Source organism: Alcaligenes sp. SORT26, from assembly GCF_017377875.1.
Taxonomy (GTDB): Bacteria; Pseudomonadota; Gammaproteobacteria; order Burkholderiales; family Burkholderiaceae_B; genus Alcaligenes; species Alcaligenes parafaecalis.
Genome location: NZ_CP070975.1, coordinates 3,858,236 through 3,872,886, shown reverse-complemented (window position 1 = coordinate 3,872,886; position 14,651 = coordinate 3,858,236). Strand labels below are relative to the sequence as shown.

At 55.4% G+C, this 14,651-nt stretch carries 12 protein-coding genes and 1 tRNA gene; 3 read left to right on the top strand and 10 right to left on the bottom strand.

The window, feature by feature from the left end:
* Positions 1-5: 5 nt before the first annotated feature.
* Together JYG33_RS17655 and JYG33_RS17650 are read right to left on the bottom strand one after the other, a co-directional pair.
* Positions 6-1,478 (bottom strand): peptidylprolyl isomerase, encoded by a 1,473-nt coding sequence (locus tag JYG33_RS17655; RefSeq protein ID WP_207875928.1) that lies wholly within the window; start codon positions 1,476-1,478, stop codon positions 6-8.
* A complete protein-coding gene (locus tag JYG33_RS17650; RefSeq protein ID WP_243430220.1) occupies positions 1,471-3,828 on the bottom strand; it encodes an LPS-assembly protein LptD in 2,358 nt (785 codons plus the stop codon). The genes JYG33_RS17655 and JYG33_RS17650 overlap by 8 nt, the downstream gene beginning before the upstream one ends.
* Positions 3,829-3,967: 139 nt before the next feature.
* On the opposite strand from JYG33_RS17650, the gene JYG33_RS17645 reads away from it, so the two are divergent.
* From JYG33_RS17645 to JYG33_RS17635, 3 genes are all read left to right on the top strand, one after another.
* Positions 3,968-5,014, top strand: a complete 1,047-nt coding sequence (locus tag JYG33_RS17645; RefSeq protein ID WP_207873435.1) for a phosphotransferase — start codon at positions 3,968-3,970, stop codon at positions 5,012-5,014.
* Positions 5,014-5,724, top strand: coding sequence for an N-acetylmuramate alpha-1-phosphate uridylyltransferase MurU (gene murU, locus JYG33_RS17640; protein ID WP_207873434.1), 711 nt, complete (start codon positions 5,014-5,016; stop codon positions 5,722-5,724). Before JYG33_RS17645 ends, murU begins: the two co-directional genes overlap by 1 nt.
* 162 nt (positions 5,725-5,886) lie before the next feature.
* Positions 5,887-6,594, top strand: coding sequence for a hypothetical protein (locus JYG33_RS17635; RefSeq protein WP_207873433.1), 708 nt, complete (start codon positions 5,887-5,889; stop codon positions 6,592-6,594).
* Positions 6,595-6,728: 134 nt separating this feature from the next.
* Here JYG33_RS17635 and glnQ read toward each other — a convergent pair whose 3' ends face one another.
* From glnQ to JYG33_RS17590, 8 genes are all read right to left on the bottom strand, one after another.
* Positions 6,729-7,457 (bottom strand): glutamine ABC transporter ATP-binding protein GlnQ, encoded by a 729-nt coding sequence (glnQ, locus tag JYG33_RS17630; protein ID WP_207873432.1) that lies wholly within the window; start codon positions 7,455-7,457, stop codon positions 6,729-6,731.
* The gene (locus JYG33_RS17625) at positions 7,454-8,065 is read right to left on the bottom strand and encodes an ABC transporter permease subunit (RefSeq protein WP_243430357.1); all 612 of its coding nucleotides are present in this window, start codon (positions 8,063-8,065) and stop codon (positions 7,454-7,456) included. The genes glnQ and JYG33_RS17625 overlap by 4 nt, the downstream gene beginning before the upstream one ends.
* A gap of 340 nt (positions 8,066-8,405) precedes the next feature.
* Positions 8,406-9,164 (bottom strand): glutamine ABC transporter substrate-binding protein GlnH, encoded by a 759-nt coding sequence (gene glnH, locus JYG33_RS17620; RefSeq protein WP_207873430.1) that lies wholly within the window; start codon positions 9,162-9,164, stop codon positions 8,406-8,408.
* Between the two features lie 199 nt (positions 9,165-9,363).
* The gene (locus JYG33_RS17615; RefSeq protein ID WP_009455007.1) at positions 9,364-10,155 is read right to left on the bottom strand and encodes a MetQ/NlpA family ABC transporter substrate-binding protein; all 792 of its coding nucleotides are present in this window, start codon (positions 10,153-10,155) and stop codon (positions 9,364-9,366) included.
* A gap of 50 nt (positions 10,156-10,205) precedes the next feature.
* Positions 10,206-10,865 carry a methionine ABC transporter permease gene (locus tag JYG33_RS17610; protein ID WP_207873429.1) on the bottom strand — a complete coding sequence of 220 codons (660 nt, stop codon included), beginning with the start codon at positions 10,863-10,865 and terminating at the stop codon, positions 10,206-10,208.
* Positions 10,862-11,872 (bottom strand): methionine ABC transporter ATP-binding protein, encoded by a 1,011-nt coding sequence (locus JYG33_RS17605; RefSeq protein WP_207873428.1) that lies wholly within the window; start codon positions 11,870-11,872, stop codon positions 10,862-10,864. Before JYG33_RS17605 ends, JYG33_RS17610 begins: the two co-directional genes overlap by 4 nt.
* 247 nt (positions 11,873-12,119) lie before the next feature.
* A tRNA-Lys gene (locus JYG33_RS17600) sits at positions 12,120-12,195 on the bottom strand.
* A gap of 265 nt (positions 12,196-12,460) precedes the next feature.
* On the bottom strand, positions 12,461-14,629 hold the full coding sequence (locus tag JYG33_RS17590; RefSeq protein WP_207873426.1) for a glycoside hydrolase family 31 protein: 2,169 nt from the start codon (positions 14,627-14,629) through the stop codon (positions 12,461-12,463).
* Between the last annotated feature and the right edge of the window lie 22 nt (positions 14,630-14,651).

Here is a 14,651-nt window from a genome sequence, read left to right as displayed (position 1 = left end):
TATCCTTAGCGACGGCGGGTGCTGGACTCAGGGTCCAAACGGTTATCGATATACGCACGACCACGCAGACTATTCAGCCAGTCTTCAAAGGCAGGTTCAGCACGTTGCTGGAACAAAGCCTGACGAGCCTGCATGCGCTTGTACTCGCCTTCCATATTGCGAGTGCGGCGCTCGATCACTTGAATCAGGTGCCAGCCAAACTGGGATTCCACCACAGCGGTATCGTTACCGGGCTGCAACTTGTCCATGGCTTGCTCGAACGGAGGCACGGTCTCGCCAGGCGAGAGCCAACCCAGATCGCCACCTTGTGGAGCATTGCTGTCTTCCGAGTAGCGCTTGGCCAGATCCTGGAAGGACTCGCCATTACGCAAACGCACTTGCAATTGCTCAATGCGCTGGCGTGCCTGCTCGGAGGTCATGACTTTGGAGAGCTTGACCAGAATATGGCGGGCATGAGTCTGAGTCACCATCATGGGACCCGATTGAGCCGATGCCGCACTGGCTACAGGCGAGGTATTGCTTGGCGCGGCACCACCACGCTCCAGCACCTTCAGAATATGGAAACCTTGACCACTACGGATCAGGTTGGAGACTTGACCGGGGGCCAATTGATGAACGGCCTGGGCGAACAGATCAGGCCAGTCCGACAAAGGACGGGTACCCATCACACCGCCACTCAGCGCTTCCTGACCATCCGAGCTGGAAGCAGCCAAACCGGCAAAGTCCGCGCCCGAACGAGCCTGGGCCAACAGGCCTTCAGCTTTGGTACGCAAACGGGCTTCTTCACTGGAGTTCGCACCTTCAGGCACACGCACCAGAATCTGCGCCAGGCTTACAGGTGCATCCTGGCTTTGTGCCGCGGACTGCCCCAGATTGCCCAGACCTGCACCGCCTTGCGAGCGCAAGTAAATATCAATGTCGGCATCGGTAATATTGATGCTGCTGTCGACCGCACGCATACGCAACTGATCCAGCAGGATTTCCTGCTTCAGATTGTCACGGTACTGTGCCCAGCTAATGCCATTTTTCTCGATCTCGGCACGCAATTGAGCTTCGCTCATGCCGTTACGCGAAGAGATCATGCGCACGCCTTCGTCCACTTGCTGCGGGCCTACCGAAATGCCCATGGCACGCGCCTCTTGCTGTTCCAGACGTTCGTTGATCAGGCGCTGCAAGACCTGCTTGCGCAACACTTCCTGATCAGGCGCAGGGATTTTCTGATGTTTTAACTGCTCCAGCACCTGGGCCGCTTCCTGATCCACCTGGCGCAAAGTAATGACCTCGTCATTGACCACGGCAGCAATCCCATCCACAAACTGTGGAGCGGTAGCGGCGGCGGGAGCAGCGGCCTTGACCGCTTTATTGCTGCTAGCGGGCTTGGACTGCGCCTGAGCCATTTGGGCCGTGCCCAGACCCATTACAGCCATCAAGGCCAATGACAGGGTACGGTTTTTCAAGCTGAAACGCATATTATTCATACCTCTCATGAATCATTTTTTCCTGTACGGGTTCCGAGATGGGTTCATAACCAATCACGCGATCACGCAGCATTTTGATAGGGTCGTTACCAATCCCGCCCAGACCGGAAAGCTCCAACTGGAAGTAGATGGCTTTATTGGTTTCCCGAGCCGAAACAGCATAGCGTTGCATGACCACACGCGCTGCCCAGCAACAGTCCCCTTTGTATTCCAGCCCCATCACAGTTTGCGTACCACGGCTTTCCTGGATGGAGTAATCGTAACGTCCCACGGCATACAGCTTGTTGCTCAAGGGCCATTGGCCCGTCATGGAAACGTATTCTTTACCGCGATGATCCTCTTCCAGTGGCGTGAAGGTAGGATCGACAACCTGACGCGGGTCACGCTCATAACGATAGTTCACACCCAGTGTTGCCAGGCGTTTAGGACGCCAACGAATACCGGAAGCCAAACGGTTACGGCGTCTTTCATCCGGGTTGAACTGAGCATCAAAGTTCACCGAGAACGTGTTGGTCAAGGCGGCACTGGCACCGACCAGGTAGTCGGAACGGGTACTGGTGCGCGCTTTTTCATCGCTCAAAGTAACGGTTTGCTTATCAAAATACAAACGCTGGGCCGCTTGCAGCACCAGACGCTCATAGCCCGTATCGGCATCCAGCCAACGCGAAGTCAAACCTACCGTTACCTGGTTGGCATTGGAAATACGGTCCCAACCACCGGAGAAGATGTTTTCGCTGAACGCCTGGGCGAAGTTGAAACTGGCCAGACTGGTGTCGTACAAGGGCAGCGTAGACTGATCCCGGTAAGGTACATACAGATAGTAAACACGTGGCTCCAGAGTCTGGATGGAGTCGTTGCCGAACAAGGTCGTCTCGCGCTCGAAGGTCATGCCCGAGTCGACGGACAAAATCGGCAGTACACGGCTTTGCGTGCGGGCACGATCAGCGAATCTGGCCATATTGGGATCACCTACATACCAGTCGGTCTGGTATTGGCTCATGTGCAAGCCTGCTTTAGGGGTGATGTACCAGCCTGGACGAACGACAGGATAAGCCACCGTCGTGTAAGACGAAAAACGCGTACCGTCTGGAGCCAGACGTGTGCTGCGCATATTGTCGAACTCGCTCAGATTACCGCTGTAAAACGGCATACGGAACCGGGTCGCGTAGTTATCGCTGACCACATCGAAACCACCCCAGTTATAACGGGCTGCACCCAAATACCATTCGGGCAGTTTGTCGTACTGTGGCTGTCGATACCAGGTAGAGGAGTCCTGCAAGGTTTGATAGCGCGTCGCACTGACGTGAGAACGGAAATACTTGGAACCGCCCCAGCCCAGAGTGACAGTACTGGCCAGATCCTGAATCGTGGAGTCGTTCAGGCCGAAACTGCTGAAGTCACGAAAATAGTCATCATCCGAGACACGACGAATGTCTGCGTTCAGATAGAAATTAGCGGGCAAGTTTTGGCGATACTGCCCCATGAACAACCAGCGCTTATAGCCCAGCTCCTTGTCATCAGGCAGGTAATTACCCGTCAACTCGCCCGAGAAACTATCACCCAGGTAACGGAATTCGCCACCCAGCATCGCACCCCGTTTGCTCATGAGGCGCGGCGTCAGCGTGGCATCGTAATTGGGGGCCAGATTCAGGTAGTACGGTACGCTCAGGTCCAAACCACCGCGGGTCGTCATGCCATAGGTAGGCAGCAAGAAACCGGACTTGCGCTCTTTACGCAGCGGGAAGGTCAAGTAGGGGGAATACAACAGGGGCACACCCTTGAAGTACAAGACGCCATTGCGCGCCACCCCTTCGTTTTCCTTGGAATACAGATCCACCTTGGGTGACTGGATGTACCAGGCAGGCTCGGGACACGGGCAACCCGAATAATTCACATCGGACAGACGCATATGGTTGGAGCTGAGAATATCAGCCTGCGTCGCGGTTCCGCTGCCGCCGGTGGCGCCCAGCCAGAACTCCGGGGACGACATGCGCCCCGTATCCGCATCCAGGTTGTAATCAAACTCCGGGCTGCGCACCAAAGCGCCATCGCGCATGATCAGACCATTGCCACGCACTTCAACCAGGCCGGTTTTTTCCTGATAGTCGATCCGGTCGCCTTTGACGACAGAATCAATACGCCGTACCTGGGCGCCGCCTTCCAGACGCAAGGTGCCGTCTTCCAGCGTTTTCATTTGGTCGCCTATCAAGTAGACGGCCATATCCTCTTCCTGGAGCTTGCGCACTTGCAAACCGGGGGACGTCTTTAAAGACGGACGCACGGACGACTGAGCCTGGGCAATCCCCATGCCTGTCATCATCAACACGATGTACCACGCCGCAACTCGCACTAAGACTGCGCCTCCAGTTGTGTCCTGCATTTGCTCGTACCAGGTGAAAAACCCTGGCGACCCGGTATTATAGTTAAGCCTGCCGTTTAGCGGCACTGCTAAACACTAATCCGTTACGATCTTCTGCTTCCCTCTATTTATGTCTGCTTCTATTTCTGCCGCTACCGACCCTCGTTTGCAGCAAGCCATCACCTGGCTAAACACCCTGAAAGCCCAATTCGGGCTGGATCTGGATAGCCTGCACGCAGCGTCCAGCGATGCCAGTTTTCGCCGCTATTTTCGTCTGCAGGCCCAGGATCGCACCGTCGTGTTGATGGATGCTCCCCCGGCAACTGAAGACTGCAAACCCTTTGTGCATGTCACCGAACTACTGGCACCGACTGGCATTCATGTCCCCGAAATTCTGGCGGCCGACACCGAACAAGGATTTTTACTGCTCAGCGACCTGGGCCAGGACAATTTTCAGAACGCGCTGCGAAACCCCATGCCGCAAAGCGAACTGGACAAACTGTACCGCAGCACCTTGCTGACCTTGGTGAAATTGCAACAGGCCGACACCACCGGTTTGCCTCCTTACAACGAACAGCGCCTGCTGGAAGAGCTGCAAGTGTTCCCGGAGTGGTACATACAAAAGCATCGCCAGTTTGAGCTGAGCGAGAAAGATCAGGAAATGCTGCGCAAAACCTTTGCCGAGCTGGTTCAGGCCAATGTGCAAAGCGCTACTGTACTCGTGCATCGGGATTTCCACAGCCCTAATTTGATGATGCCCCTGCCCGGCCAGACCGAACCCGGCGTCATTGACTATCAGGACGCCCTGGCTGGCCCGATCACGTATGACATCGCTTCCCTGGTCATGGACGCCCGCGTCACCTGGACCGAAGAGCAGCAACTGGACTGGGCGATTCGCTACTGGCAGGCCGCCATGGAAGCCGGTCTGGACGTACCCGCCGACTTTGCGGTGTTCCATCAGCAGTACGAATGGATGGGCCTGCAGCGCAACCTGCGTATTCTGGGTGTGTTTGCCCGCTTGTCGCTACGCGACGGCAAGCACCACTATCTGGACCACATGCCGCGCCTGCTGGGCTATGTGCATCAAGTCGCCAGCCGCTACGAGTGTTTCAACGGCTTGCTGCGCCTGCTCAATCGCCTCGAAGGTCGCCAAACTGTTTTGGGCATGACGGTCTGATGCGCGCCATGATTCTGGCGGCCGGTCGAGGCGAGCGCATGCGCCCCTTGACCGACACCTGCCCCAAACCGCTGATTCCAGCGGGTGGTCAACCCTTGATCGTCTGGCACTTGCGTGCGCTGGCCAAGGCAGGCTTTCGTGACGTCATCATCAACCACGCCTGGTTGGGTGAGCAGATCGAATCCACGCTGGGTGACGGCAGCCAATGGGGGCTGCGTCTGAGCTACTCGCCAGAATCATCGGCACTGGAAACTGCTGGTGGCATTGCCAAGGCACTGGATTTTTTCCAGGACCAGCCTTTCTTGTTGATGAATGGCGATATCTGGTCCGATTGGGACCCCGCCCAGGCCTTTGCCATGGCTGAGCGCTTGCGGGAAGGCCCTGAGCAAGCCTGGCTCATCCTGACCCCCAATCCGCCTCACCACCCTGAAGGCGACTTCGGGATGCAGGATGGACAATTGCATCTGTGCGCAAAAACCGCTGCCGGTGCCCGCAGTGCCACCCTGAGCGGTATCGGTGTCTACAAACCCGAGCTGTTTGCAGATCTGGCCAAAGACCAGCCTGCCAAAGCGGCTCCTTTGCTCTACGCCGCGATTGATCGTCACCAGGTGCTGGGCACCTTGCATCAAGGCTTCTGGATGGATGTTGGCACCCCCGAGCGTTTGGCCCAGTTAAACCAACACTTGGAATCGTTAGCACCCTCACAGTAAACTGATATTTTCCCGGCTAGCTGGCAGACGTTTCCAAGCACAACAAAGGGCAACAAAGCCAGCTATCCCGCCTCCGTAGCCCCAATGACGTCTATGCTAATGGGTTTTGTAATCAGGACTTGGTTTGCCTGAGTCCCTTGTCTGACAGGAACGTCTGTTCTCATGCTTGGTTCCTCCAAACGCACCGTGTTCAAACCCACCGCCTACGGCTCCAGCCGCCGAAAACGCCGCATTCCACGCTGGTTTGTGTTGCTGTTAACCGGTATTGCACTAGGAGCAGGCGGCTTGCTGTTCTTGCAGCAAAGCTATGGCCCCACCCGTCTGACCGTCGAGCAGTCGGAACAACTGCACTACGACCTGAACAGCGCCAATGCTGACAAGCAGCGCCTGCAAGGCCAATTGAGCCAAACCAGCCGCGACCTGGAAGAAGTCAGCCTGAAAGAAGGCAAGCTGGACAAACAGACTGGCGATCTGCAAGCCATGGTCACCAAGCTGGAAAAAGACATCGCGCTGTTTGCCGATGCCATGCCTCCTGACCCACGCGGAACCTCGCCCGGTATTCGTGCCGCCGAATTCAGCATTAGCGACGGTCAGTTGAACCATTTTGTGCTGCTGATGCAGGACAAGGGCAAAGAGGCTGAATTCAGCGGCACCATGGAATTTGTAGCGGCCGGTCGTTACACCAATGGTCGTTCCGGTAATGTGGATCTGCCCAGCCAGGCCGTCAGCGTGGGCCGTTATGCCTATATCAACGGTTCCGCAGAGCTGCCTGCAGGCTTTACACCACGCCAGGTCACCATTCGCATCAAACCCGATGGCGCCAACCGCGTAGTCGCTACCCGTACTATCTACGTAACACCCGCTAGATAAAACCAGCCCGCCGCCTGTCAGACTGCAGCGAGCAGGCTCAAAAAAAGCCCTTCAGGTTCTTGGCCAAACAGCCAAATCCCTGAAGGGCTTTTTTATTATCTTGCTCTGCCTGCCTCAAAACCTTTACCGTCGTCCTAGGCAACATGCTGCAAAAAGTCTTTCAGGCGCTGGCTGGGCGGATTGCTCAGCAGCTCGGCAGGCGGGCCATCATGCGCAATGCGACCCTGATCAATAAAGATCAGGCGACTGCCCACACGACGCGCGAAATCCATTTCGTGCGTCACCACCACCATCGTCATGCCCTCCTCTGCCAGCAATTGCATGACCTTCAGGACCTCCTGACGCAGCTCCGGGTCCAGAGCCGAGGTAGGCTCATCAAACAACATCAGCTTGGGCTTGATGGCCAAGGCTCGCGCAATTGCCACCCGCTGCTGCTGCCCACCGGACAGCTCGTTAGGGTAATGATTCACACGCTCGGCCAGCCCGACTTTGGCCAGCAGATCCAAGGCCTCCTCACGGGCCTGAGCACGTCCTGTGCCACGCGTATGGACAGGACCGAACATGACGTTCTCCAGAGCACTCATCTGCGGAAACAGATTGAACTGCTGAAACACCATGCCCGCTTCCCGGCGCAGCTCGCGCACCTGGGCTGGCGTGCCATTGACGCTCAAGCCATTGACCACAATATCGCCAGCCTGAATGTCTTCGAGCTTATTGATGCAGCGTAAAAAAGTAGATTTCCCCGAACCGGATGGACCTACCACCACAACCACTTCGCCCTTATCAATATTCAGACTGATATCGTCGAGCACGATATTGTCCCCAAAGCGCTTGCTGACCTTCTTGAACTCGACAATACTCATACAATCCTCATGCGGTGTTCAATCAACTTCAGAGTCAGGGCAATCAGGCCGGTCAGGATCAGATAGATCACTGCCACCGCTCCCCAAATCTCCACCGAACGAAAGTTATTGGCAATAATTTCCTGGCCCTGGCGGGTCAGCTCAGCCACACCAATCACAATAAACAGCGAAGAATCCTTCAAGCTGATAATGCATTGGTTACCCATAGCCGGAATCATGCGGCGAAACGCCACCGGCCCGATGATGTGCCGCAAAATCTTGTGAAATGGCAGGCCCATGGCCTCCCCGGCTTCCTTCAGGCCCTTGGGCACCGATTGCAAGGCACCCCGCACAATCTCGGAGATATAGGCCCCGGAGTTGATCATCAAGGTGAAGATCGCCGCCGTCAGTCCGTCAATGCGGATATTAGCCAGCATGGGCAGCGCAAAGTAGATGAACATCACCTGCACCACAATAGGCGTTCCGCGTATGAACAGCACATAGAGCTGACACAGGAAAGAGATCACATACAGCAGATAGCGCCTGAAAAAGCCCAGCAAAGACAGAACAATCAGCGCTTGTATGGAGCTCCAGATCCAGGCTGGCACAAAGCTCAGCCAGTTGCCCATCAGCCAGGACAAGCCCTTGAGCAAAAAGCCCAGTGCGAACACGCCCAACACGAACAGGGCAGCTCGGCGCCAGGTGACCGGCACCCGGATATAGGTGGTAATCACCCCAGTCAGAAAACCTAATGCAGCGCCACCCACCAAACCCAAAAGGGTAATGAGCAGCGTCATTTTTGTACCTTCCAGAAGGCTAGGCATAGCCCCCCAGATAGCGTCCCATTCAAAAGTCACAGTGCTACCTTTGTCTTTGAATAAACGCCCACAACAGAGCGTCAAAAAATAAAAGCGGTGATCCGTTACGACACGCGATCACCGCTTGGCATGCGCTTAGCTCAAAACCTGTTTAATCAGGCTGCTTGCCAAACCATTTCTGGTAGATTTTGTCGTAAGTACCGTCGGCACGGATGTCTTTCAAAGCCTGGTTCACGACAGGAACCAGTTCGCTGTCTTTGGGGAAAGCAATACCGTAGAAGTCGCCGCTCTTGACCGCGCCCGTAACCTTCACACGATCTTTGCCACCCGTCTGGGCGTAGTACTGCACGTTAGGTGTGTCGTGCACCACAGCATCCACACGGCCCGTCGCAAGTTCCAGGAAAGCGTTGTCGATGTTGGGGAACAGCTTGAGCTTGGCGGTCGGCACCGAGCGCTGCATGAAGTCCACAGTTGCTGTTCCAATCTTCACAGCCACTGTTTTGCCTTCCAGATCGGAAGCGGCCTTGATGGCAGAGTTGTCAGTATTGACCAGGATGGCCAGACCGCTTTCATAGTAGGGGTCGGAGAAATCGATGACTTGTTTACGATCGTCCCGGATGGTGATCCCTGCCAGCGCAGCATCCAGATTGCGTGTTTGCAGACCTGGAATAATGCCGTTGAAATCCATAGGCTGGAAACGGTAATTCAGATTGGCCTTTTTCGCGACGGCATCCCACAAGTCGATATCAAAGCCGGTGTACTTGCCATTTTGCTTGAACTCAAAAGGCACAAACGCCGTATCCGTTGCGACCACCAGCTCTTTGCCTTGTTGTGCCAGTGCCTGCCCAGCGGGCAAAGCCAAGGCCAAGGTCAGGCCAGCCATCAGGGTTTTCATTTTCTTATTGAACATCCGTCACTCCTCTGTAGGGACTGGCCTGAAACCAGCCAGTTCGATGTTTTTCCCAAGTCAGCGCAGGCTCATGACCTGCCCTAGCATTGATCTATCCTACCCGAAGCAAGCCAACTCTTTGTATTTAATAGTTTTAAAAAAAGAAAAACCTCGGGAAATCCCGAGGTTTCTCATCTACGCAAGCGTATCAAAACTTGATTCAGAACGCTGGAACAATCGAGCCTTTGTATTTGTCAGCGATGAATTTCTTCACGTCTTCGCTATGCAAAGCCTGGATCAGTTTGGCAACGCGTGGATCATCTTTGGACTTGGCGGCTACCGCGATCAAGTTGGCGTAAGGAGAGTCTGCACCTTCAATGGCCAAAGCGTCTTTGGTGGGGTTCAGACCGGCTTCCAGCGCGTAGTTGGTGTTGATCAGGGCGATATCCACATCCGCCAGAACGCGTGGCAAGGTGGCGGCTTCCAGTTCCTTGAACTTCAGCTTCTTGGGGTTCTGGTCCACATCGCGCGAGGTTGCCAGGATGTTGGAAGGATCTTTCAGCGTCAGAACACCGGCCTTTTGCAAAAGCAACAAAGCACGTGCGCCATTGGATGGGTCATTAGGAATAGCGACCAGAGCACCCTCTTTCAGCTCGTCCAGGCTCTTGATCTTGGTGGAGTAAGCACCAAAGGGCTCAACGTGAACCACGGCCACCGACACCAGATCAGTTTTGTGTTCTTTGTTGAAGGTATCCAGGTAAGGCTTGTGCTGGAAGAAGTTGGCATCAATGTGGCCGTCAGCAACTTGCTGGTTAGGCTGCACGTAGTCGGTGAACACCTTGATATCCAGGTTCACGCCTTCTTTAGCCAAGGCAGGCTTCACAAACTCCAGCAGCTCGGCGTGAGGCACGGGGGTAGCAGCAACCGACAGGGTCTCGGCAGCTTGGGCCACGCTGGCCAGCAGAGCCGACACGGACAAGGCCAGAACGGGAACAAATTTCTTCAAAGACATGAGCGACTCCAGTTTCAGAAAGGCAGGACTATGACGATCGCTGCCGGGACTTATTTTCGGCTCAAACGAGCCACCATGGCGTCTCCAAACACCTGCAGGAGTTGCACCAGCACCACCAGGATAGTCACGGTAACCACCATGACATCCGTTTGATATCGTTGATAGCCAAAGCGCAGGGCCAGGTCACCCAGGCCACCACCGCCGATCACACCGGACATGGCCGAATACCCCACCAGAGCAATGGCCGTGACAATCAGGGCCGCCACAATTCCTGTGGTCGCTTCGGGCAATAAAGCCAGCAACACGGTCTGACGGGAATTGGCCCCCATGGCACGGCAGGCTTCATTCACACCGGGGTCCAGTTCGCGCAGCACGTTTTCCACCAAACGGGCAAAAAACGGCGCAGCGCTCAAGACCAAAGGCGGAATCGCACCTTGTACTCCCAGGGAGGTCCCGGCCAGGATTCGCGTCAACGGAATAATGACAATCAATAAAATCAGAAATGGCACGGAACGCAAAATGTTCACGACCAAGGATAAGGACTGGTAAATCCAGGCGTTATCCAGCATCTGCTTGCGGCTGGTCAGAAACAGCAGCACGCCCAAAGGCAAACCAATAATGGCGGTAAAAACCAGCGAGATCCCTGTCATCAACAAGGTATCAACCGTGGCCTCTCCAATTAGCGCCCAATCCAAATTGCTAAAGTTCATGGCCGCAATACCTCAAATTGGACATTCAATTCAGTCAGCAAGGCATCCAGCCCCGCTTTAGCCTGCGCATCGCCTTCCACCGCTACAACCAGTTGCCCGTAAGGCTCGGTTTTGATGCGGCCAATGGCGCCCTGCAGGATGCTGACATTCAGACCCAGTTGGCTGGTAATACGGCTGATCAAAGGCTCGGTCGTCGCCACACCACGCACACTCAAGCGCATCACGCTGCCTGAGACCCCTTCAGCCAAGGCATGCCAGTCATCAGCATTCACGCCGCTTTCGCTCAGCAAGGACTGCGTGGTGGGGTGATGGGGATGCAAGAACACATCCAGCACTTCACCACATTCCACAATCTTGCCCGCATCAATCACGGCAACGCGATCACAGACGGAACGAATCACGTCCATGCCGTGGGTAATCAGCACAATGGTCAGGCCCAGTTCCTGATTAATCTCGCGCAATAAACGCAAAATGGACTGCGTGGTTTCCGGGTCTAGCGCGGAAGTGGCTTCGTCACACAATAAAAGCTGTGGCCGATTTGCCAAGGCGCGGGCGATACCGACGCGCTGCTGTTGCCCACCGGACAACTGACGGGGATATTTATTGGCATGGTCCTTCAGGCCCACCAGCTCCAGCACTTCCAAAGCGCGAGCGTGACGTTGGGTACGATCCACCCCTGCCAAGCGCAAAGGAAAGCAGACGTTATCCAGAACCGTACGGGAATGAAGCAGATTGAAATGCTGGAACACCATGCCTACGCCCTGACGAAAAGCGCGCAACTGCGCACCCGAAAAGCGTGTGATGTCCTGGTCCTGCACCCAAACCTGGCCCGAGCTGGGTTGCTCAAGCAGATTGAGCATGCGGATCAGCGTACTTTTTCCAGCACCCGAGCGACCAATAATACCGAAGACCTCTCCTTGGTGAATCTGCAAGGAAACGTCGTTCAATGCATGAACGGTCTTGCCTGCCAAAGAGTAGGTTTTTGAGATGTGTTCAAGACGAATCAAAATGAACTCAGCCTAGTTAGTCAGTCGAGTTATAAAAGCCTGAGCTGTAAGCGAAATTTACCATAAAGCAAATTTGACTATGACCAGATAGATATAACCCAAGGAAATATTGAAACCATACTGAGGGCTGCACTGTATAGCAAGATTTCCGACCGGCCAATGCGCGGATGTGACCTTGGCTGTGCAAGGCAAGCGCCCAAAGAAAAAGGCCGCTAAGCGCGGCCTTGTTTCTACGTTTTCAGTTTAGTGGTGGGTCGTGCGCGACTCGAACGCGCGACCAACGGATTAAAAGTCCGCTGCTCTACCGACTGAGCTAACGACCCCCTACTGAAAGATGAAATTATGGCCTGATTCCAAGGACTCGTCAAGCCCTAAATGCAAAATAATAGGAGAAAACGCATTTTTTCTTGAAAAACCTGGAAATAACAGCATTGGCAGGCCTTGCCTCTCTCTTTTTTCCGGTTTCAGAAACAAAATCTGAACATCTGCATCCTGGTCTATCGAGCCATGAATAGAAAATGCCTCCCGATACTGGAGTCAGACTCCAATGCCGGGAGGCATTCAAAGACGATCAGACTCGTCTACGGCTTAACGGGCACGAGAAATACGAACCTCGGCACCGCGGCGTTTAACCTCTAGCCCTTCAGACGGCAGAATCTTCAAGCCTTCCAGACCCTTGATGTAACTGGAACCCTGCATCTGCATGACGCGAATCTTGTTGCGCATCACCACCGGGCTGTGCTCGGGCATGCCAAACATCCAGACTTCATCCAGCAAACGGGCCGAGTTGAACTCGGAGGTATGCTTGACCACAGGCCCCAGACACAACATATGCCCTTCACGGCCAAAGACTGGCAAACGATCCAGACCCACGGTCATGGTCAAGGTGGTGCCGCCTTCGTAGCGCCAACCCGTGCTCAAATCCCACCAGGCATCGCCCTCAGGCAAGTAGACTTCGATCTCTTGACCGGGCTGCAAGACTGGCGCCACCAACAAAGCCGGGCCCAAAAGATATTGGGTATCCCACAAGCGAGCCTGGCTATCACCAGGAAAGCTCTGTGCCATGGAGCGCTGTACCGGCAAACCGGTACGGACAGCGTCTTCAATAATGCCCAAAACATAAGGCACCAGACGGAAACGCCATTCCAGCCAATGGTTCACATGCGCTTGTGTTTCTTCGTCGAAGGCATCAGGACGCAGAGCAGGAATACCTTGCAAGCTGAAGTTGGCCGAGAACACCGACATCGCCAGCCAACGCAGGTACAGCTCGGGTGTCATTTCACTAGTTGATGCGGCGGCATTGCCCAGGCCATGCACTTGGATAGGCACACCGCTATTGCCCGTTGCCAAAGCCGACTTCAAGGACTGTGTCAGACCCGCCCAGGTATTTTCAACCTGTGGACCCAACTGCCAGGCAAAGCGCTGAGACGAGGGGCTCAAATCGCGACTGGCCACAACGCCTTCTTGCGGCGTCTTGTGACCGGCCACGGCATCAAACAAAGCCTGACGCGCCAGCACGGGGTAAATCGCACGCAACAAAGCGCCAGACTCACCACCACGACTGGTAATGGCATCGGGAATATCAAAACGGGCATTGCACAGCACCGCGCCCAGGCCGTCGTCGACCATCTGGCGTTGGCGCTCTGTCCACATGCGGAATACGTCTTTGTGGGTCAGATCCAGCAAGCCGTAGTCACGGCCACCGCTTAGCTCATCACCGGGGAAGACATAGGCGCAGCCGTCATCATCATTGATGAGCAACCAGCCGCGATCTTCCCATTCTTCAAACAGACTGGTGCCCGCCAGCACACAAGGACGTGTCCAGGCGGCCAGTTGCAACTGATCGTTCTGCAAAGCGGAGAAAGCATCACGCGGATCCGCCATGCGAGCCGGGTTCCACTCCAGAGCAGGTTTGTCTTGCTGGAAATCGTAGGGCTCGGGCGCAGGCAATACGGCCACATCCAGAGCAATACCCTGTTCGCGACACTGGTTGGCCAGATCACGCAGGGACTGTACGTCCTGCGCTTGGGCCGCATCCAGCCACAAGCCCATGGGCGAGACACCCGGTTGCCCAGCACGACCCGTCAAGGCGGAGTACTGGTTGATGATCTCGCTGGGGTCGCCCAGGAACAGGAAGAAATCCAGCTCAGCCGCATGAACACTGGCGCGGTAGCAATCCAGGTCTTGCTGACCCAGATCGTGCTCGACCCGTTCAAAGGTATTGATGTACAGGCCCCACCCTTGCGTACTCCAGAGCAGAGGCAAGCTGCGGTCGTCCGGGCGGTCGCTATCCAGGGTTTCTTCGCGGCGGTCCAGCTCGCCCAGGGTTTCACCCAAACCATACAGAGCGTCTTCCTCGGCCAGAGCCAGATCCAGTTGCCAGCAGGCAGCGGGTTCCTGGACAAGCGTCAAAGGCTGCTCGGCACTGCTCAAAAGCAGTTGCTCGCCACGGCGGATTTCGAAGCGCCAGGGATTGGCCTGGATGTGCAAGGCAAGCTCGCCCTGCTCAATCCGCCAGCCAGAGTCGGCCGCTTCCAGTTGGAATTCGCTGACCGCCTCATGGCGGGCCAGCAGCATGTCGCTCAAAGCTTTAGCACGGGGACTGATTTTTTCATTATCCAGCCGGGCAAGCGGCATACAGCGGAAACGAAAAACACCCGGCGCATGGGCTTCGATGCGCAGCGCAAAATCGGTTTCGACAAAAGCGAAATCGGCCAGGGCCGGTTTCGTCGTCAACAAACTCAGATGATTAAACAATTGTGTCACGTCGTCAGAGTGG

Excerpts from the sequence above, each read along its gene's own strand:
- JYG33_RS17655 (WP_207875928.1), bottom strand. The coding sequence starts at position 1,478 with ATGAATAATATGCGTTTCAGCTTGAAAAACCGTACCCTGTCATTGGCC.
- JYG33_RS17645 (WP_207873435.1), top strand. The coding sequence starts at position 3,968 with ATGTCTGCTTCTATTTCTGCCGCTACCGACCCTCGTTTGCAGCAAGCC.
- murU (WP_207873434.1), top strand. The coding sequence starts at position 5,014 with ATGCGCGCCATGATTCTGGCGGCCGGTCGAGGCGAGCGCATGCGCCCC.
- JYG33_RS17635 (WP_207873433.1), top strand. The coding sequence starts at position 5,887 with ATGCTTGGTTCCTCCAAACGCACCGTGTTCAAACCCACCGCCTACGGC.
- glnQ (WP_207873432.1), bottom strand. The coding sequence starts at position 7,457 with ATGAGTATTGTCGAGTTCAAGAAGGTCAGCAAGCGCTTTGGGGACAAT.
- JYG33_RS17625 (WP_243430357.1), bottom strand. The coding sequence starts at position 8,065 with ATGGGCAACTGGCTGAGCTTTGTGCCAGCCTGGATCTGGAGCTCCATA.
- glnH (WP_207873430.1), bottom strand. The coding sequence starts at position 9,164 with ATGTTCAATAAGAAAATGAAAACCCTGATGGCTGGCCTGACCTTGGCC.
- JYG33_RS17615 (WP_009455007.1), bottom strand. The coding sequence starts at position 10,155 with ATGTCTTTGAAGAAATTTGTTCCCGTTCTGGCCTTGTCCGTGTCGGCT.
- JYG33_RS17610 (WP_207873429.1), bottom strand. The coding sequence starts at position 10,865 with ATGAACTTTAGCAATTTGGATTGGGCGCTAATTGGAGAGGCCACGGTT.